Genomic DNA, 18,806 nt, shown 5'->3' on the forward strand with positions numbered 1-18,806 from the left:
GATCATGGACCATATGGACGTAAACCCGATGGGTCTCGACGGGTTCGAGTTCGCCGAATTCACCTCGCCCGATCCCGACCGGATGGCCGCGCAGTTCGAGCAGTTCGGCTTCGTCGCCGCCTCGACCCACCCGACCAAGGCCGTCACGCGCTACAAGCAGGGCCGGATCAACCTGCTGCTTAACCGCGAAGACGGTGGCCACGCAGCGGCGTTCCGCGCGGATCATGGCCCGTCGGCGAGCGGCATGGCGTTCCGCGTCCATGACGCCAAGGAAGCGTTCGACGCGGCGCTCGCACGCGGCGCCAAGGCAGCCGATGCCAGCATGGGCGCGCTCGGCGAGGGCAGCTATGTACTCGAAGGGATCGGCGGATCGCTGCTGTATCTGGTCGACAAGCACGGCGCTGCCGGCAGCCTGTACGACGACTGGAATGCGGTTCCGGGCGCGGCCGAAGCGGAAGCCGAGAACAACGTCGGCCTCGATTTGCTCGACCACCTCACGCACAATGTGAAGCGTGGCCAGATGCGGACCTGGGCGGAGTTCTATGGCCAGATCTTCGGCTTCGAGGAGCAGAAGTATTTCGACATCAAGGGCAAGGCGACCGGGCTGTTCAGCCAGGCGATGATCGCGCCCGACCGCGCGATCCGCATCCCGCTCAATGAGAGCCAGGACGACAAGAGCCAGATCGAGGAATTCATCAAGGATTACAACGGCGAGGGTATCCAGCATCTGGCGCTGACCACCGACGATATCTTCGAGACGGTCGAGAAGCTGCGCGCCCGCGGCGTCAAGCTGCAGGACACGATCGAGACCTATTACGAGCTGGTCGACAAGCGCGTCCCGAACCACGGCCACGACCTCGAACGCCTGCGCCGCAACCGCATCCTGATCGATGGCAATGTCGGCGAGGAGGGGTTGTTGCTGCAGATCTTTACCGAGAACATGTTCGGGCCAATCTTTTTCGAGATCATTCAGCGCAAGGGGAATGAGGGCTTCGGCAACGGCAATTTCCAGGCGCTGTACGAGAGCATCGAGCTCGACCAGATCCGCCGCGGGGTCATAACGGTCGATGCGTAAGTTCTAAGCCCTCTCCCTCGGGGAGAGGGAAAGGCGCGCAAGCGCCGAGGGTGAGGGCACGGGCAACGCCAGCACGTGCCCTCACCCTTCCGCCGCGCAATAGCGCGTCTCCCTCCCTCTCCCCGAGGAAGAGGGGACAGGAAAAGAGTTTGAACGGCCGGCGGTTCGGGTGTTGACCGGAACAGGTGACGGAGAGGAAGCCATGACAATCCACCAGCCGACCAATGCCGCAGGCGAGACCGCCGGCCAGACCGAAGACACGGCGTATCAGCCCGGCTTCGGCAACCACGTATCGACCGAGGCGATCCCCGGCGCGCTGCCGATCGGTCGCAATTCACCGCAGCGCCCCGCGTTCGGCCTCTACACTGAGCAACTCTCTGGCACCGCCTTCACCGCACCGCGCCACGAGAACCGCCGCAGTTGGCTCTACCGGATGCGCCCGACCGCCGAGCATCCGCCGTTCGAGCGCTATGCCGGCGCCAAGCGGTTCGCGCCCGGCACGACCGACGCGCCGCTCGCGCCCAACCGCCTGCGCTGGGATCCGATCGAGGCGCCCGCCCCTGGTACCGACTTGATCGACGGCATGACGACGATGCTCGCCAACCGCGATCCCGCCGATCTCGAAGGCGTCGCGCTCCACGTCTACGCCGCCAACACGGACATGACGACGCGCGTGTTCATGGATGCGGACGGCGAACTGCTGTTCGTGCCGCAGGCCGGACGACTCCGGTTGCTGACCGAACTCGGCCGGATCGACATCGTCCCTGGCCAGATCGCGCTCGTGCCGCGCGGCGTGCGCTTCCGCGCCGAACTCCCCGATGGGGAGGCACGCGGCTATGTCGCGGAGAATCACGGCGCGCTGTTCCGCCTGCCCGATCTTGGCCCGATCGGCGCCAACGGGCTGGCAAACCCCCGCGATTTCGAGACGCCGGTCGCCTGGTTCGAGGATCGCGACGAACCGGTCGAGGTCGTCCAGAAGTTCATGGGCTCGCTGTGGACCACGACGCTCGACCACTCGCCGCTCGACGTCGTCGCATGGCACGGCAACCTCGCGCCGTGGCGCTACGACCTGTCGCGGTTCAACACGATCAACACGGTCAGCTTCGACCATCCCGATCCGTCGATCTTCACGCTGCTGACCTCGCCGAGCGACGTGCCTGGCCGCGCGAACGCCGATTTCGTGATCTTCCCGCCGCGCTGGATGGTCGCGGAGGGCACGTTCCGGCCGCCGTGGTTCCACCGCAACGTCATGTCCGAAGCGATGGGGCTGATCACCGGCGCGTACGATGCGAAGGCGGAGGGGTTCGCGCCGGGGGGGATCTCGCTGCACAATCTGATGTCGGGCCACGGGCCGGATCTCGCCAGTTGGCAGGGTGCGAGCGCGGCGGACCTGAAGCCGCACAAGATCGACGGGTCGATGGCGTTCATGCTGGAGAGCTGCTGGCCGTACAAGCCGACCGCCTATGCGCTCGAGCATTCGCAGCTTGATTACGACGCGGTCTGGTCGGATTTCCCCAAGGCGATCCTGCCGAAGTGAGCCTGACGCTGCACGGCTATTGGCGCTCGACCACCGCCTACCGCGTCCGCATCGCGCTTGCCCTGAAGGGCGTGGCGTATGCGCAGGTCACGCACGATCTTCGCAAAGGCGCGCAACGCGAGCCGGGGTATCGCGCGCTCAATCCGCAAGGGCTCGTGCCGGCGCTGGACACTGATGACGCGGTTCTGACTCAGAGTCCCGCAATCCTCGAATGGATCGACGAGACCTATCCCGATCCACCGCTGCTCCCAGTTGGCGCCAACGATCGGGCTATTGTCCGTGCGATGGCCGCGACGATCGCGTGCGACATTCATCCGGTGAACAATCTTCGCATCCTGAACGCCTTGCGGACCGAGTTCGGGGCCGACGAGGCAGCGGTAAACCGCTGGATCGCGCGTTGGATCGGCGATGGGTTCGCTGCGCTGGAGACGCAGATCTCGCGGTATGGTGATGGCTTCGCGTTCGGCGTGATACCGACGATCGCCGATTGCCACCTCGTCCCGCAGGTCTACTCCGCGGAACGGTTTGCGGTCGATCTCTCGCCTTACCCCCGCCTTAAGGCCGCAGCCGACAAAGCCCGCGCCCTCCCCGCCTTCGCTGCCGCGCATCCCGACCGGCAGCCGGATGCCGACCGCGCATGAGCGACGGCGAACGGCTAAACGCGACACCGGGCGGGATCAAGCTCGCGCCGCTTGATGCGATCGCGGACGGCAAGGCGCGCAACTTCGTGCTCCAGATGCGCGCCGGTCGCTTCCACGGCTTCGTAGTGCGCAACGACGACGCGGTGTTCGGCTATGTCGATCGATGCCCGCACATGGGCCTGCCGCTCGCGCAAGTGCTCGACGATTATCTCACGCCGCGTGGCGACCTGATCGCGTGCAGTTGGCACTCCGCTCTGTTCGAGATCGACAGCGGCGCGTGCGTTGGTGGACCGTGCGGGGGAGCGCGACTGACGCCTTGGCCGGTCGCGGTGGTCGACGGGATGATCGTCACCGCAGGCTGACGCGGCGGGCGACTTGCGCTAAAGGAGCGCACCTTCCCCCCCTGTACGATGAACCGATGACCGAAACCCTGCCTATCCGCGTCGTGGCGCTGTACCGCTTCACGCCGTTCGCCGACATCGCCGCGATCCAGCCGCCGCTCGCGCTTGCGTGCTGTTCTAACGGCGTGAAGGGGACGCTGCTGCTCGCCGCGGAGGGGATCAACGGGACGATCGCCGGGTCCGAAGAGGCCATCGATGCGGTGCTCGCGCATATCCGCGCGCTGCCGGGATGTGCCGACCTCGACGTCAAGGAATCGCGCGCGGAGACGATGCCGTTTCACCGGATGAAGGTTCGGCTGAAGCGCGAGATCGTGACAATGGGCGAGCCCGCGATCGATCCGCTGGAGGGCGTCGGCCACTACGTCGAGCCCGAGGACTGGAACGCGCTGATCGCCGAGCCGGGGACGATCGTGATCGATACGCGCAACGACTATGAGGTCGCGGTCGGGACGTTTGCCGGCGCCGTCGATCCGCAGACGCGGACGTTCCGGGATTTTCCGGCGTGGTTTCGCGAGCATCGTGACGAACTGGTCGGGGACGGCCCGCCGCCGAAGATCGCGATGTTCTGTACCGGGGGGATACGCTGCGAGAAGTCGACTGCGTTTCTTAAGGCCGAGGGGCTGGACGAGGTGTATCACCTGAAGGGCGGTATCCTGAAGTATCTGGAGACCGTGCCCGAGGCAGAGAGCCTTTGGGAGGGGGAATGTTTCGTGTTCGATCAGCGGGTTGCGGTTGGACATGGGATGGTCTTGGGAAGTCATGTGCTGTGCCATGCGTGCCGAATGCCGGTGAGCGTCGCAGATCGGTCGTCGCCGTTATACATGGAGGGGGTGAGTTGCCCGGCGTGTCACGATGCGCGCGATGAGTCGCAGCGGGCGGGTTATGCTGAGCGCGAGCGGCAAATGCGACTGGCTGAAGCTCGGGGCGAGGCGCATGTCGGGGCGGTGTTGCCGAAGACGCATGCGGGAACGGCCTGGGAGGTCGATGATTAACCAAGCAGAGAAGCTTGTTCACCCGCGAAGGCGGGTGCCCAGACTGGGCACCCGCCTTCGCGGGTGAACACCTTGAGGGGGCTAGCCGGTCGTTGTGAAGCGCTTGGCCAACATCGCGTTCCCCTGCGACACCGCCAGCGAGTGTACGGTGTTCCCTGCCGCATCGACGATCGCCGGGTCCGCGCCGTGCTCCAGCAACAGGTCGATGATCGCCGTCCTGTTTACCAGCGCCGCCATCATCAACGCCGTCTGTCCGACGCCGTTACGCCGGTTCACGTCCGCGCCCGCATCGAGCAAAATCTCCGCGATCTCGGCATAGCCCTTGAAGCATACGCCCATCAGCGCGGTGTTTCCGCGAGCATCCGCTGCGCCATCGACCTGCGCACCGGCCGCGAGGAGCGCTGCGGTCGCCTCCGCCTGGCCATTGTAGCTGGCGATCACCAGCGGCGTGTAGCCCTTCGCGTCGGTCACCTCGATATCGACGCCCGCCTGCAGCAGCGCCGGGATCATCTCGTCCCGTCCGGTCCGCGCGGCATCGAACATCAGTTCGACCAGCCGTTCCATCGGCGGCAACGGGGGCAACTCTCGCGCGTCAGTCATCATTCGCCTCGATGATATGCGGCACGAACCGCGCGAGATTGCGCGTCACGACCGTGTCGTCCTCCCGAACGCCGATCCCGGCGGCTTCGTTGCCGACCATCCATGCGCCGATCACCGGATGCCGGCCATCGAACACCGGCGGCGGTGCATAGGCCTGGCGGATTGCGCCCTCCGCGCCATAGCCCTGATCGAGCACGTCGTGGCCGCTCTCGCCGATCACCTCGACGTTCGCGCCTTCGCGCGAGAACAAAGGCTTGCGCACGTACTTAGGCCCGAGGATCTTCGCAGCGGGATCGTCGTCGAAGAATGCGGGGAGCAGGTTCGGATGCTCGGGATGCCGCTCCCACAACAGCGGCAGGATGCCCTTGTTCGACAGGATCGACTTCCACGCGGGCTCTATCCAGCGCACGTCGGCGCGCGACAGGTTCGGCGCGTAGGGCTCGCGGAGCATGAACTCCCACGGGTACAGCTTGAACGCCGCCTGCACCTCGAAGCCATCGGTATCGACGAAGCGTCCGTCCGCTGCGAGGCCGATGTCCTTCATCTCGACGAACTTCGGCTCGATCCCGACTTGGCTGGCCAGATCCTCGAAGAACCGCACCGTCTGACGGTCCTCGATCGCCGACGCATCCGCGGCGAAATGGACGAAACCGCCGCTCGGGAACAGCGCCCGGAACCGCTCGCGCAGCTTGTCGAACAGGCTGTTGAACTGGTCCGTCCCCGCCGGCAACGCACCGCTCGCCAGCAGGTCCTCAAGCCACATCCACTGGAACGTCGCGCATTCGAACACCGACGTCGGCGTATCGGCATTATACTCGTAGAGCTTGGCCGGTCCGGTGCCATCATAGGCGAAATCGAACCGCCCGTAGAGCGACGGCTGGCGCGTCCGCCACGTCTCCGCGACATAGTTCCACTGCTCGCGGGGGATCGCGAGGCGTTCCATTAACTGCTGATCGCGGACCACCTCGTCGACCAGATCGAGGCACATCGCGTGCAACTGTTCGGCGGCGGGTTCGAGGTCGTCCTCGATCTCCGCCAGCGTGAAGGCGTACGCCGCGCCCTCGTCCCAATAGGGTTCGCCATCCGTGTCATGATAGACGAACCCAATCGCGTCGGCCCGTTCGCGCCAGTCGCCGCGCGGGTCGACCGCGATCCGGCGCATCAGGAGTCCGACGTCTTGGAGTCGTCGCGCTGCTCGATCTGCAACGTCTGGCCCAGTTCCGGCGTCTTTGGTGCGGTCAGGCGCGCGAGCACGTCGTCCGCGGACGATTGCCCCGGTCCGATGCCCGCAAGCCGGAGCTTCTCGTCAAGGTCAGCGCCGGTGCGACGGTCTTCCAACTCGCCTGCCGCCTTGATCCGCTCGCCACGGATCGCCTGACGCTCACGAATGCGCGCGAGGCTGTCTGCCGCCGAGCCGAGCTTGTTGCCCGCGCCCATGCTGCCCGACGCGACCGAAGCCTGCGCCTTCTGCACCGACTCGTTGACCTTGACGACCTCGACCTCGCGGCGGAGCTGTTCGATCTTGCGGTCGGTCTGCGCGACGGCGGTGTGGATCTGTTCCTCGGCGGCGCGCATGTCCTCGACCTGCGGGGACTTCAGCGCGATGTCCTGTTCGAGATCGGCGATCCGCTGCGCGACCTGGCGCGCGAGATCCATGTTGCCCTTCTCGACCGCGATGCGCGCCGAAGCCTCGTACTTGGTTGCCTGCGCGCGGAAGCTCTCGACCTCGGTTTCGAGGATGCGGCGACGCGCTACCAGCCCTGCGAGATCGTCGCGTGCCTTGCCCTGCGCCTTGTCGGCATCGCGAATTTCCTGGTCGAGTATACGCAGCGCGTTCGCGTCGACGACCGCCGCGCCCGCTTCGTGCGCGCCGGCACGACCGAGGGTGAAAAGCTTGCTCCAGATGGCCATGCCAGTCTCTCCGTTTGTATCAGTTCAGGCGGCGGGGATCTGCGCGTGGCGCAGGTCGGTGGCCGCATCGATCGCATTCTCGGCAAGTGTGCGCAGTTCGATGATTACGGTATCGAGCCGGCTCGACGTCGCAAGTTCGCCGAACAGCTCGTAATAGTCTCGGCCATCGACCGTACCGATCCCGAAGTTCGACAGCGGCACAAGCTTCTGCGACTTCAGCAGGCAGGTGTTGAACGCCAAAGGATCCTCCTGTTCGTCGCAGGGCCATAGCAAGGTCGAGCACGCGATCTGCGCCTCGCTGACGTTGACGAACAGTTCGAGGTCGCCGTGGTGGTGCATCGTCACTAGCAGCACCGGGTCAGCGCCTTCCAGGATCCGCGCGGAAAACTCGCCGGCTTTCGCAGGCTCGGACGTGTCGAGCGCGGCCTTCAGGCTGCGGACGGTCCAGATGTCGGTCAATGCAAGAACTCCCGTGCTTGTCGCTCGACCGCACACATAGGCTTTTCGCGAGCGCCTGCCACCCTCCCCACTTCCGTCATCCTGACGAAAGTCAGGACCCAGGGTCACGGAGGGCGGCGCTGTTGGCTCTGGGTCCTGACTTTCGTCAGGATGACGGCGTTGCGCTTTGCGAGCCCGCGCGCTTTGGCCTAAGAGGCACGCCAACCACAGAGACGCGAGGATTGCATGTTCGATCGCCTGTTCGGCCGCAAGCCAGCGCTTGACGGCAACGCCCTGCCCGTCGTCCGCAACGTCACGTTGGGGCGCACGGTGACGGTTGATCCGCTGGCGTGGCGCCGGTTCGGCTCGGAACTCCTGTTTCCGTTCGACCGCGATACGCTGGTGATCGTTGCGCAGGGGCTAATCGACCTCAACGAAGGCGGCTTCGTCCACCGGTTCTACACCGACGACGATATCATGTTCCAGGCGGTGTCGAACGACCGCGACGGGCAGGACGTGACGGACGTCACGCTGTTCGCACCGTGGGACAGCAGCTATCCTTCGTCCGCCGCCGAGCGTCCGGCATGGAAAAGCCGGCTCAAGGCGCGCACCTTTACCGCCGAGGGGCTGCCCGAATATAGCCGCGCATGGTTCGGTCCCGAAGCGAGCGAGCAGGAGCCGGTGACGTTCTGGGAGGAACTGCACGACGACCGCGACGGGATCGTCGATCGCCGGATCTTCCAGACCTGCATGCTGTTCAGCCGCGACCTGCCGGGCGACGATGGGCGCGAATTGTTGCTCGCGATCGACATGGAGACCGAGTCCGGCGACGTCTCGTTCGAGATCATGCTTGGCGTGGCACTGGAACTCGGCGAGTTCAGGGCCTAGCGTCGCGCGCAGACGGCTCCGGGGGAAATGCCATGATCGACCAATACAGCTTCGGCGCCAGCGCGCTCGCCTTCCTGATCGCGTTCGTCGCGGCGGGCGCGTTCACGATCGTCTTCAAGATGGTCTATCAGGTCGCGACGCCGTATCATGAGAAGTCGCTGATCCGCGAAGGCAACACCGCCGCGGCAATCACGCTCGGCGCGGCGTTGCTCGGCTATGTCCTGCCACTCGCATCCGCGTTGACGCATACCGTCACGCTGCTCGAGTTCGCGGTGTGGGCGCTGCTCGCGGGCGTCATTCAGATCGTGACGTTCCTGGTGGTCCAGCATTTCGTGATGCGCGACTTCAACGACCGGATCGTCCGCGGCGAAATCGCGGCGGCGACCTATATGGGCAGCATCTCGCTGTGCGTCGGCATCCTCAACGCCGCCTGCATGACGAACTGAAGGGCATAGCGATGAAGCGTTCCAGATCGATCGTTCTCACCAGCCTGATCGCAGGATCGGGCATCTCGTTGACAGCGTGCGACGGCGATGTCGGCGGCAAGCCCGTCGAGGCACAGAGCTATGCGTCGGTACAGGAGTGCCGTGCGGCGGGTGCGTTGTCGGCAGTCCAGTGCGATACCGCCTTCGAGCAGGCCAAGGCCGATGCCGCGAAGACTGCGCCACGGTTTCAGGACCGACAGACCTGCGAGGAGCAATACGGCGCCGCGCAGTGCGAGCCACGCAACAACGGCAATGGCGGAAGCTTCTTCACGCCGCTGTTGACCGGCTTCCTGGTCGGGCAGGCGCTCAACGGTGGCTTCGGCAACCGCGGCGCACCGATGTACCGCGACCGCGACGGCAATTATTACGGTGGCGCCGGTGGCCGGATCAACCGGGACTATGTGACGGGCCGGACCCGCGTAGGCTCCGACGCCTTCACGCCAACCACCGCCAGAGCCCCTGCCCGCGTACAGTCGCGCAGTTCGGTGATCTCGCGCGGTGGCTTCGGCGGCGGCTTCGGTGGACGCAGCTTCGGGGGGTAACGCGACCGTTACCCCCTCGCGGCGGGTTTAGCGGCGGGCCGGCATCAGCGGGCCACCAATCTCGGTCGCGGCGATGAACGCGGGACGGGCGCGCAGGCGATCCAGATACGCTGCGACGTCGGGGTGCTCCTTGAGCAATCCGGCGCTCTCGGCGATCGCGAGGATGTAGCACATCTGGATATCGGCCAGCATCAACTGCTCGCCCATCAGATACGGGCCATCGCCGACCCCCGCGCCAATATAGTCGAGCGTCTTGGTCACTTCGGGGCCGGTGAACTTAGCAAGGCCGTCGGGCAGACCGCCCATCCGCTTGCCGAGCGACGTCATCATGATCGGCAACGACGCCGAGCTTTCGACATATTGCAGCCATTCGTCATGCACGGCGGCCGCATCGCTGTCGATCGGCGGCGAGAAGCGGCGGTCGCCGTAACGCTCGTCGATGTACGACAGGATCGGCGCGCTCTCGGCGAGCGTAAGCGCATCGTCGACCAGCACCGGCGCCTTGCCGAGCGGGTGGACTGCTTTCAGTTCAGGCGGCGCGCGGAAATTCTCGTCACGCTCGTATTTTACGAGATCGTATTCGATGCCGAGCTCTTCGAGCAGCCACAGCACGCGGATCGATCGCGAGTAGTTCAAATGGTGGAGCGTTAACATAAGCGTCCTTCGACTAGGAATGTGCTGCACCGCGGAACGGCTGGGCGGCATCGAAGGTTTCCTCGGTCGCGGCCCCCGGAATTCTCCGGCAACGGAGAGACTTATGACCAAGCTGACCTGCGACGTGGCAATCATCGGTGCCGGAACCGCCGGCCTCGCCGCCGAGCGCAGCGCGCGGCGCAACGGCGCTAAGACGCTGCTGATCGACGAAGGCTTCGGCGGCACGACCTGCGCGAGCGTGGGATGTATGCCCTCCAAGCTGTTGATTGCGGCCGGTAACGCGATGCACGCGGTCGAGCACGCGTCGGTGTTCGGGGTAGAGGCGTCGGGCAAGGTCGATGGTGTCGCGGTGATGGCGCGGGTCCGTAAGGAGCGCGACGCGTTCGTCGCGGGCGTCGAGACCTCGATCGACAAGCTGCCCGAGGAGGTGAAGATCGAAGCACGCGCCAAATTTGCGGGTGCGACGATCCTGTCGTTGAGTGACGGCAGCGAGGTACACGCGAAGTCCGTGGTGATCGCCACCGGATCGAGCCCTGCGAGCCCCGAGATGTTCGACGGCGTGCGCGACCGAGTGCTGACCAACGAGAGCATCTTTGACCTAAAGGACCTTCCGAACTCGCTCGGCGTCATCGGCGCGGGAGCGCTGGGGCTGGAATTGGCACAGGCAATGGCACGGCTTGGCGTCGACACGATGGTGTTCGACACGGGCGAGACGATTGGCGGACTGAAGGACCGCCACGTCGCCGAGGCGTATCACGCGATCTTGTCGCGCGAGATGCCGATCCTGCTGGGTGTTGAACTCACGGTCGAGCCTGACGGTGATGGCGTCAAGCTGGCCTGGAGTGGTTCCGCATCGGGTGAGCAGCGCTTCGACTATCTGCTCGTCGCGACCGGGCGTCCGCCAAGAATCAAGGGCATCGGACTGGAAACGACCGGACTTGCGCTCAATGACCACGGCATGCCGGACTATGACTGCGAGACGATGCAGTGTGGCACCGCGCCTATCTTCATCGCCGGCGACGCGGACCATGACCGCGCGGTACTGCACGAGGCATCGGCAGAGGGCATGATCGCGGGGCGGAACGCGGCGAGCTATCCCGAGGTGACGCCGGGCAAGCGTACCGTGCCGTTCGCGATCACCTTTACGCATCCTAACGTCGCGGTCATCGGCAAGATCGCCAAGGATGACGATGCCGACACTGTCATCGGTACCGCGTCGTATGACGATCAGGGCCGGGCGAAGGTCGAGGCATGCAATGCGGGGTTGGTCCGGTTCTACGCCGATCGCCGCGACGGGCGTCTGACCGGCGCGACTATGGCGGGGCCCGCGGTCGAGCATAGCGCGCACCTGATTGCGTGGGCGATACAGAGCGGTTGGACGGCGACCGAGGTGCTCGATCTGCCGATTTACCATCCGACCTTTGAGGAGGGGATGAAGGGTGCGCTTCGCTCGATCTGCAGCGAGGTGCATGCGCCGACCCCGCCTGACCGCGATGACGGGTTCACGCCGGGGACCTGAAGGTCACTGCTGATACTCCCCCGCAAGGGGGAGGTGGCTGGCCCTTGCCAGACGGAGGGGGAGGAAAGGGAAACCGCTGCTTCGTGTCCTCCCCCTCCGTCACCTTCGGTGCCACCTCCCCCTTGCGGGGGAGGATCGAGGGGGCGCGCTACTCTTCCAGATCGAGATACGCGACGACGTCGTTCTCCGTGGCCAAATACAGCCCCGCCCGCACATCTTCTTCCTGCTGCGCTGCGATCGTCAGGGCCTCCCCGAGCGGACCATAGAACAGCGTGGTTGCCGCCCCGCCCTCGCCGCTGTCGTCGAGATGATACAGTCGCACCGACACGCTGGAAGAAACTGTCCGCATTTCAATACCCTATCGCAGATTTTCATGACGCAAAATTCACGGAACCAATTGCGGAGCAGCGCAACTTTGCCCGCTCTCGCCCGTTACGCTAGCAGATACAGGGATTTGATATGCATCAGGATGAAGGTTTTCCGGTGTCGCGCCGTGGCGTGATCGCCGGCGGTGTCGCGTCGGCTACGTTGGCGGCGGCACCTGCAGTACAGGCGCAGACGGAGGGTACAGCGCAGTCGGCCCCGCCGACGATGCCCGTGACGCTCAAGGTCAATGGTCGCACGACCAAGATCAACGTGGATACGCGGACCACGTTGCTGGACGCGCTGCGTGAGAATTTGAAGCTCACCGGCACCAAGAAGGGCTGCGACCACGGCCAGTGCGGCGCGTGCACGGTCATCGTCGAGGGTCGCCGCATCAACAGCTGCCTGACGCTTGCGGTCATGCACGAAGGCGAAGAGATCACGACGATCGAAGGCCTCGGCACCCCCGAGAAGCTGCACGCGATGCAGGCCGCGTTCGTCAAGCATGACGGTTACCAGTGCGGCTATTGCACCCCCGGCCAGATCTGCTCGGCGGTCGCGACGCTCGGCGAGATCAAGGCGGGCATTCCCAGTCACGTGACTGGGGATATTGCGGCACAGCCGACCGTCACCACCGACGAGTTGCGCGAGCGGATGAGCGGCAACATCTGCCGCTGCGGTGCCTATGCGAACATCATCGACGCGATCCACGACGTCGCCGGTACGGAGCGCAGCGCATGAAGGCCTTCACGTACGAGCGCGCCACCTCGGCGAAGGAAGCCGCCAGCGCCGCGGTCCGCACGCCGGGCGCGAAGTTCATCGCCGGCGGCACCAACCTGCTCGACTTGATGAAACTCCAGATCGAGACGCCGCAGCATCTGATCGACGTCAACGGTCTAGGCCTCGACAAGATCACGCCAACGTCGGATGGCGGCCTCCGTGTCGGCGCGCTTGTCCGCAACACCGACCTCGCCGCCGATGCGCGCGTGCGGAAGGATTACGGTGTGCTCAGCCGGGCGCTGGTGTCCGGCGCGTCGGGCCAGCTCCGCAACAAGGCGACGACCGCGGGCAATCTCCTCCAGCGGACGCGGTGCCCATATTTCTACGACACCACCAAGCCCTGCAACAAGCGTCAGCCCGGCAGCGGTTGCGCGGCGGTCGGCGGCTTCAACCGCAACCTGGCCGTGATGGGCACGAGCGACGCGTGCATCGCGACACACCCGAGCGACATGGCCGTGGCAATGCGCGTGCTCGATGCGACGGTCGAGACGGTGAATGCTGCCGGCCAGACGCGCGCGATCCCGATAGCGGACTTCCACCGTCTCCCCGGCGCGACGCCGAACATCGAGACCTCGCTCGCGGCAGGTGAGCTGATCACAGCCGTCACTTTGCCGAAGCCGATCGGCGGCACGCACATCTACCAGAAGGTGCGTGATCGTGCGTCCTACGCGTTCGCGCTGATCTCGGTTGCCGCGGTGATTCAGCCCGGCGGTCGCGGCCGTCTCGCCTTCGGTGGCCTCGCGCACAAGCCATGGCGCGTCGAAGCTGCCGAGGCACAGATGCCGAATGGCGCCAAGGCGACCGCATCGGCAGTCCTCGCCGGCGCCCGCACCACATCACAGAACGCGTTCAAGCTGCCGTTGGTCGAACGAACCATCGGCGCCGTGTTCGAAGAAGCGAAGGCCTGACGCCCATGAAGTTCGATACCCCCGCCACGGCGAATCCGACCGACCGGATGAAGGTCCTCGGCAAGCCGCTCGATCGCGTCGACGGCAAGCTGAAGACCACCGGCACCGCGCACTACGCCTATGAGCGCAACGATGCTGCGCCGAACGCCGCCTATGGCTACATTGTTGGCTCGGCGATCGCCAAGGGCCGGATCGAGAGCATCGACGACGCCGACGCGAAGGCCGCCCCCGGTGTGCTCGCGGTCGTCACCTACCAGAACGCCGGCAAGCTCGGCAAAGCAAAGAACCACACCGCACGGATGCTCGCTGGCCCGGACGTGCAGCATTACGACCAGGCTGTCGCGGTCGTCGTCGCCGAGACGTTCGAGCAGGCACGCGCCGGTGCCAAGCTGCTCCGCGTCAACTACGCGCGCACGGCGGGGCGGTTCGATCTCGCCGCATCGCAATCCTCGGCGACCAAGCCGAAGAGCGGCACGCCCGACACCGCCGTCGGCGACTTCGCCGGTGCGTTCGCCAAGGCGCCGGTCAAGCTCGACGAGCGCTACACCACGCCCGACCAGAGCCACATGATGATGGAGCCACACTCCACCACCGCGGCGTGGAAGGACGGCAAGCTCACGCTCTGGACGTCGAACCAGATGATCAACTGGGCGGTCGGCGACATGAGCGAGACGCTGCTCCTGCCGAAGGAAAGCATCCACGTGATGTCGCCTTATGTCGGTGGCGGCTTCGGCTCGAAGCTGTGGGTCCGTAGCGACGCGGTGATGGCGGCGCTCGGCTCGCGCGCGATCGGCGGACGCCCGGTGAAGCTCGCGCTCGCGCGGCCGCAGGTGATGAACAACACGACGCATCGCCCGGCGACGATCCAGCGCCTGCGCATCGGTGCGCAGAAGGACGGTAAGATCACGGCGATTGCGCACGAGAGTTGGTCGGGCGATCTTCCCGGTGGTGGTCCCGAGACCGCGCCGAATGCGACCCGCCTGCTCTACGCCGGTGCGAACCGCATGACCGCGACCCGTCTGGCCGTGCTCGATCTCCCCGAGGGCAACGCGATGCGTGCGCCGGGCGAGGCCGTTGGGCTGCTCGCGCTCGAAGCCGCGATGGACGAGCTGGCCGAGAAGTTGAAGATGGATCCGGTCCAGCTGCGGATCATCAACGATACGCAGGTCGATCCGGAAAAGCCGTCGCGCCAGTTCTCGCAGCGTGACCTCGTCGGTTGCTTGAAGACCGGCGCCGAACGCTTCGGCTGGAACAAGCGCAACCCCGTCCCGGGGCAAGTTCGCGACGGCCGCTGGCTGGTCGGCATGGGGATGGCGTCGGCGTTCCGCGACAACGTCACGATGAAGTCGGGCGCACGCGTCGGGATCGACAAGAAGGGTGTCGTCACCGTCGCCACCGACATGACCGACATCGGCACCGGCAGCTACACGATCATCGCGCAGACCGCGGCCGAGATGATGGGCGTACCGATGGACAAGGTCATCGTCCTGCTCGGCGACAGCAGCTTCCCGGCCTCGTCGGGCTCGGGCGGCCAGTGGGGCGGCAACAGCTCGACCGCCGGCGTCTATGCGGCGTGCATGGCGTTGCGCGAGCGAGTCGCCCAGAAGCTCGGGTTCAACTCGACCGATGTCGTGTTCGAGGATGGCAAGGTGAAGTCGGGCAACCGCAGCGTCTCGCTGTCGGAAGCTGCTGGCGATGCCGGCATCTCCGCAGAGGACTCGATCGAGTTCGGCGACCTCACCAAGACGTACGCGCAGGCCACCTTCGGTGCGCATTTCGTCGAAGTGGGCGTCGACTCGGCAACCGGCGAGATCCGCGTCCGGCGGATGAGCGGTGCATTCGCGGCGGGTCGCATCCTCAATCCGAAATCGGCACGCAGCCAGGTGATCGGCGCGATGACGATGGGTGTCGGTGCGGCACTCATGGAAGACGCGATCGTCGACACGCGGTTCGGCTATTTCGTCAACCATGACCTCGCCGAATATCATGTGCCGGCGCACGCCGACATTCCGATGCAGGACGTGTTCTTCATGGACGAGCTCGACGAAAAGTCGTCGCCGATGAAGGCCAAGGGCATCGGCGAACTGGGCCTGTGCGGCGTCGGCGCGGCGATCGCCAACGCGGTCTACAATGCCTGCGGCGTTCGTATCCGCGAATATCCGCTGACGCTCGACAAGGTCATCGGCAAGATGGCCTGATACCCTGCCCTCCACGCGGTCGTCGACGAAGACGGTGTGGAGGGCAAAAGCGGCTCTGGCGCGTGCGAATAGGTTGCGCTAGAAAACTGGCATGACCGTACCCGCCATTCTAAAAAATCTGCGCCTGCCCGTCATCGGCTCGCCGCTGTTCATCATTTCCGGCCCAGACTTGGTGATCGCGCAGTGCAAGGCCGGCATCGTCGGCTCGTTCCCGGCGCTGAACGCGCGCCGGCAGGCGATGCTCGACGAGTGGCTCCACCGGATCACCGAGGAACTCAGCGCACACAACCGCGCCAATCCCGACCGCCCGGCGGCACCGTTCGCGGTCAACCAGATCGTCCACAAATCCAACGACCGGCTCGAAAGCGACCTCGCCACGTGCGCGAAGTGGCAGGTGCCGATCGTCATCACCTCGCTCGGTGCGCGCGAGGATCTCAACACCGCGGTGCATGGCTGGGGCGGCATCACGCTCCACGACGTGATCGACGACCGGTTCGCGCGGAAAGCGATCGAAAAGGGCGCCGACGGCCTGATCGCAGTTGCGGCCGGCGCCGGCGGCCATGCCGGTCGGCTGTCACCGTTCGCGATCATCCAGGAAATCCGGCAGTGGTTCGACGGGCCGCTCGCGCTGTCGGGCTCGATCGCGACTGGCGACGCCGTCCTCGCCGCCCAGGCGATGGGCGCGGACTTCGGTTATATCGGTTCGCCGTTCATCGCGACCACCGAGGCGAACGCGGATCAGGCGTACAAGGACGGCATCGTCGCTGGGAAGGCGTCCGACATCATCTATTCCAACCTCTTCACCGGCGTACACGGGAATTACCTGCGCGCGTCGATCCAGGCGGCGGGGATGGACCCGGACAACCTTCCCGAGGGCGACCTCAAGACGATGGATTTCGGCGGCGGCAACGGCTCAAAGCCCAAGGCGTGGAAGGACATATGGGGCTCTGGCCAGGGTATCGGCGCGGTCACCGAGGTCGAGAGCGTTGCCGATCGCGTCGATCGTCTCGAACGTGAATACCGCGCGGCGCGGGCCCGTCTATCGCTCTGACGGACCCGGCACTGACCGATCTCGGCTCGCTCAGAACAAACGTTTGAGCAAGCCGACATTGGTCTTGCCCAGCTCGACCACCTCGTCGCCGCGCCCGCTGATGATCGCCTTCGCCATGTAGAGCGTGAAGCCCTTCATCTGCTCCAGCGTGATCTTGGGCGGCATCGACAATTCGGTGCGCGCGGTGACGGCATCGAGCAACGCCGGCCCCGGATGCGCGAGGACGTCCCGGATCCCCGCCTCGACGTCACCCGGATCGGTAACGCGCACGCCGTGGATCCCGATCGCCCGCGCCATCGCCGCAAAGTCCGGGTTGTCGAGCGCGACGCCGGTCTCGACCAGGCCCGCAGCCTTCATCTCCATCTCGACGAACCCGAGCGTGCCGTTGTTGAAGACGATGATCTTCACCGGCAGACCGAGTTGGCGCACGGTCAGCAACTCGCCCATCAGCATCGCCAACCCGCCATCGCCCGACAACGTCACGACCTGTCGCCCCAGGTACGCCGACTGTACGCCGATCGCCTGCGGCAGCGCGTTCGCCATCGATCCGTGGTTGAACGATCCGATCAACCGCCGCCGCCCGTTCATCTTCAGGTAGCGCGCAGCCCACACGGTCGGCGTGCCGACATCGCAGGCGAAGACCGCATCGTCCGCCGCCTGCTCGCTGAGGACGCGGGCGACATGCTGCGGATGAATCACGCCGCTGCCGGGTTTCCCGTTGGCAAGATCGTCGAGCCCCTTGCGGGACTCGGCGTAATTCTCGATCGCGGACTTGAGGAAGCTGCCATCGCGCCCGGTCTTCACTCGCGGAATCAGCGCCGCAAGAGTAGCGCCGACATCGCCGACCAGCCCGATATCGATCGCCGTCCGCCGGCCGAGATTTTCCGGGATCAGGTCGATCTGCGCGACCTTCGCCTTCTCCGGATAGAATTGCCGATACGGGAAATCCGTGCCGAGCATCAGCAGCACGTCGCACGCCATCATCGCGTCGTAGCCGCTCGCAAAGCCGATCAGCCCGGTCATGCCGACGTCATAGGGGTTGTCGTATTCGACGAACTCCTTGCCGCCCAGCGCGTGGACGATCGGCGCCTGCAAGATTCCCGCGAGCGTTACGAGCTCGGCATGCGCGGTGCGGCACCCCCGCCCCGCCAGAATCGTCACCTTCTCGGCGCCGTTCAACAGCGCGGCGAGTTCGGCGATATCCGCCTCCGCCGGTATCGTCACCGATGGCGGCGGCAGGAGTGCGCCTTTGGACCGTGCCAGCGTACCCGTCGTCGACCGCAGCGCAACGTCGCCCGGCATCGCGACGACCGAAACACCGCGGTGGCCGACCGCCGCCCGGATCGCCGTCTCCAGCGTCCGCGGCATCTGGTCGGCATCGGAGATCGTCTCGCAATAGACGCTGCATTCACGGAACAGCGCTTCCGGCCGCGTCTCCTGGAAATAGTTCGAGCCGACTTCCCCGCTTGGCACCTGTGCCGCGATCGCCAACACCGGCACGCGCGTCCGGTTGCAGTCGTAGAGCCCGTTGATCAGGTGCATGTTACCGGGACCGCAGGATCCCGCGCACACCGCCAGTTTGCCCGTCAGTTGCGCTTCCGCCCCTGCGGCAAAGGCAGCCGCCTCCTCGTTGCGAACGTGGATCCACTCGATCTTGCCCTGCCGCCGCAGACTGTCGGTCAGGCCGTTGAGGCTGTCGCCAACGACACCGTAGATCCGCTCGACACCCGCCAGGTGCAGCGTCTCGGCAAACAGGTCGGCGATGATGGTCTTGGACATGAGCAACTCCGGCAGTGATGGCGACCTAACTCGGCTGGCGAGAC

General features: G+C 65.5%; 20 protein-coding genes. 13 read left to right on the plus strand and 7 right to left on the minus strand.

Features of this window, described 5'->3' with window-relative positions; genetic code table 11:
• The first annotated feature begins 4 nt into the window (after positions 1 to 4).
• The 5 genes from hppD (at position 5) to C8J39_RS10175 (ending at position 4,646) form a co-directional block, all read left to right on the plus strand.
• Positions 5 to 1,075 carry a 4-hydroxyphenylpyruvate dioxygenase gene (gene hppD / locus C8J39_RS10155; protein ID WP_120300307.1) on the plus strand — a complete coding sequence of 357 codons (1,071 nt, stop codon included), beginning with the start codon at positions 5 to 7 and terminating at the stop codon, positions 1,073 to 1,075.
• Between the two features lie 202 nt (positions 1,076 to 1,277).
• The gene (gene hmgA, locus C8J39_RS10160; RefSeq protein WP_120300308.1) at positions 1,278 to 2,612 is read left to right on the plus strand and encodes a homogentisate 1,2-dioxygenase; all 1,335 of its coding nucleotides are present in this window, start codon (positions 1,278 to 1,280) and stop codon (positions 2,610 to 2,612) included.
• Complete coding sequence (gene maiA, locus C8J39_RS10165; RefSeq protein ID WP_207896946.1) at positions 2,609 to 3,253, plus strand: maleylacetoacetate isomerase; 645 nt, start codon at positions 2,609 to 2,611, stop codon at positions 3,251 to 3,253. Before hmgA ends, maiA begins: the two co-directional genes overlap by 4 nt.
• The gene (locus C8J39_RS10170; RefSeq protein ID WP_120300309.1) at positions 3,250 to 3,615 is read left to right on the plus strand and encodes a Rieske (2Fe-2S) protein; all 366 of its coding nucleotides are present in this window, start codon (positions 3,250 to 3,252) and stop codon (positions 3,613 to 3,615) included. The genes maiA and C8J39_RS10170 overlap by 4 nt, the downstream gene beginning before the upstream one ends.
• A 56-nt stretch (positions 3,616 to 3,671) precedes the next feature.
• Positions 3,672 to 4,646 (plus strand): rhodanese-related sulfurtransferase, encoded by a 975-nt coding sequence (locus C8J39_RS10175; RefSeq protein ID WP_120300310.1) that lies wholly within the window; start codon positions 3,672 to 3,674, stop codon positions 4,644 to 4,646.
• An 81-nt stretch (positions 4,647 to 4,727) separates the two neighbouring features.
• Here the strand turns inward: C8J39_RS10175 and C8J39_RS10180 are convergent, their stop codons facing one another.
• Genes C8J39_RS10180 through C8J39_RS10195 form a run of 4 tightly spaced genes read right to left on the minus strand, consistent with a single transcriptional unit; the run spans position 4,728 to position 7,616 of the window.
• Positions 4,728 to 5,249: an ankyrin repeat domain-containing protein gene (locus C8J39_RS10180; RefSeq protein WP_310793814.1), complete on the minus strand. Its 522-nt coding sequence runs from the start codon at positions 5,247 to 5,249 to the stop codon at positions 4,728 to 4,730.
• On the minus strand, positions 5,239 to 6,408 hold the full coding sequence (locus C8J39_RS10185) for a glutathionylspermidine synthase family protein (protein WP_120300311.1): 1,170 nt from the start codon (positions 6,406 to 6,408) through the stop codon (positions 5,239 to 5,241). Before C8J39_RS10185 ends, C8J39_RS10180 begins: the two co-directional genes overlap by 11 nt.
• Positions 6,408 to 7,157: a PspA/IM30 family protein gene (locus C8J39_RS10190; protein ID WP_056058968.1), complete on the minus strand. Its 750-nt coding sequence runs from the start codon at positions 7,155 to 7,157 to the stop codon at positions 6,408 to 6,410. Before C8J39_RS10190 ends, C8J39_RS10185 begins: the two co-directional genes overlap by 1 nt.
• A gap of 24 nt (positions 7,158 to 7,181) precedes the next feature.
• Positions 7,182 to 7,616, minus strand: a complete 435-nt coding sequence (locus C8J39_RS10195) for a YjfI family protein (protein WP_120300312.1) — start codon at positions 7,614 to 7,616, stop codon at positions 7,182 to 7,184.
• A gap of 225 nt (positions 7,617 to 7,841) precedes the next feature.
• Between C8J39_RS10195 and C8J39_RS10200 the strand changes: the two genes are divergently transcribed.
• The 3 genes from C8J39_RS10200 to C8J39_RS10210 are packed head-to-tail and all read left to right on the plus strand — an operon-like array spanning position 7,842 to position 9,510.
• A complete protein-coding gene (locus C8J39_RS10200) occupies positions 7,842 to 8,483 on the plus strand; it encodes a DUF2491 family protein (RefSeq protein WP_056481639.1) in 642 nt (213 codons plus the stop codon).
• 32 nt (positions 8,484 to 8,515) lie between these two features.
• Entirely contained in the window at positions 8,516 to 8,929 is a 414-nt protein-coding gene (locus tag C8J39_RS10205) for a DUF350 domain-containing protein (RefSeq protein WP_120300313.1), read from the plus strand.
• 11 nt (positions 8,930 to 8,940) lie between these two features.
• The gene (locus tag C8J39_RS10210; protein ID WP_107953207.1) at positions 8,941 to 9,510 is read left to right on the plus strand and encodes a DUF1190 domain-containing protein; all 570 of its coding nucleotides are present in this window, start codon (positions 8,941 to 8,943) and stop codon (positions 9,508 to 9,510) included.
• A 27-nt stretch (positions 9,511 to 9,537) separates the two neighbouring features.
• On the opposite strand, the gene C8J39_RS10215 is transcribed toward C8J39_RS10210, so the two are convergent.
• Positions 9,538 to 10,164 carry a glutathione S-transferase family protein gene (locus tag C8J39_RS10215; protein WP_120300314.1) on the minus strand — a complete coding sequence of 209 codons (627 nt, stop codon included), beginning with the start codon at positions 10,162 to 10,164 and terminating at the stop codon, positions 9,538 to 9,540.
• A 103-nt stretch (positions 10,165 to 10,267) separates the two neighbouring features.
• On the opposite strand from C8J39_RS10215, the gene C8J39_RS10220 reads away from it, so the two are divergent.
• Positions 10,268 to 11,683 carry a dihydrolipoyl dehydrogenase gene (locus C8J39_RS10220; RefSeq protein WP_120300315.1) on the plus strand — a complete coding sequence of 472 codons (1,416 nt, stop codon included), beginning with the start codon at positions 10,268 to 10,270 and terminating at the stop codon, positions 11,681 to 11,683.
• A 148-nt stretch (positions 11,684 to 11,831) separates the two neighbouring features.
• Here the strand turns inward: C8J39_RS10220 and C8J39_RS10225 are convergent, their stop codons facing one another.
• Positions 11,832 to 12,032, minus strand: coding sequence for a hypothetical protein (locus C8J39_RS10225; RefSeq protein WP_120300316.1), 201 nt, complete (start codon positions 12,030 to 12,032; stop codon positions 11,832 to 11,834).
• A 110-nt stretch (positions 12,033 to 12,142) separates the two neighbouring features.
• Here C8J39_RS10225 and paoA point away from each other — a divergent pair, with 110 nt between their 5' ends.
• The 4 genes from paoA (at position 12,143) to C8J39_RS10245 (ending at position 16,983) form a co-directional block, all read left to right on the plus strand.
• The gene (paoA, locus tag C8J39_RS10230; protein WP_120300317.1) at positions 12,143 to 12,787 is read left to right on the plus strand and encodes an aldehyde dehydrogenase iron-sulfur subunit PaoA; all 645 of its coding nucleotides are present in this window, start codon (positions 12,143 to 12,145) and stop codon (positions 12,785 to 12,787) included.
• On the plus strand, positions 12,784 to 13,734 hold the full coding sequence (locus C8J39_RS10235; protein ID WP_120300318.1) for a xanthine dehydrogenase family protein subunit M: 951 nt from the start codon (positions 12,784 to 12,786) through the stop codon (positions 13,732 to 13,734). Before paoA ends, C8J39_RS10235 begins: the two co-directional genes overlap by 4 nt.
• A gap of 5 nt (positions 13,735 to 13,739) precedes the next feature.
• Positions 13,740 to 15,932, plus strand: a complete 2,193-nt coding sequence (paoC, locus tag C8J39_RS10240) for an aldehyde oxidoreductase molybdenum-binding subunit PaoC (protein ID WP_120300319.1) — start codon at positions 13,740 to 13,742, stop codon at positions 15,930 to 15,932.
• A gap of 91 nt (positions 15,933 to 16,023) precedes the next feature.
• On the plus strand, positions 16,024 to 16,983 hold the full coding sequence (locus C8J39_RS10245) for a nitronate monooxygenase family protein (protein WP_120300320.1): 960 nt from the start codon (positions 16,024 to 16,026) through the stop codon (positions 16,981 to 16,983).
• 30 nt (positions 16,984 to 17,013) lie between these two features.
• Here C8J39_RS10245 and poxB read toward each other — a convergent pair whose 3' ends face one another.
• The gene (poxB, locus tag C8J39_RS10250; RefSeq protein ID WP_120300321.1) at positions 17,014 to 18,762 is read right to left on the minus strand and encodes a ubiquinone-dependent pyruvate dehydrogenase; all 1,749 of its coding nucleotides are present in this window, start codon (positions 18,760 to 18,762) and stop codon (positions 17,014 to 17,016) included.
• Between the last annotated feature and the right edge of the window lie 44 nt (positions 18,763 to 18,806).

Source organism: Sphingomonas sp. PP-CC-1A-547, from assembly GCF_003610375.1.
Lineage (GTDB): Bacteria > Pseudomonadota > Alphaproteobacteria > Sphingomonadales > Sphingomonadaceae > Sphingomonas.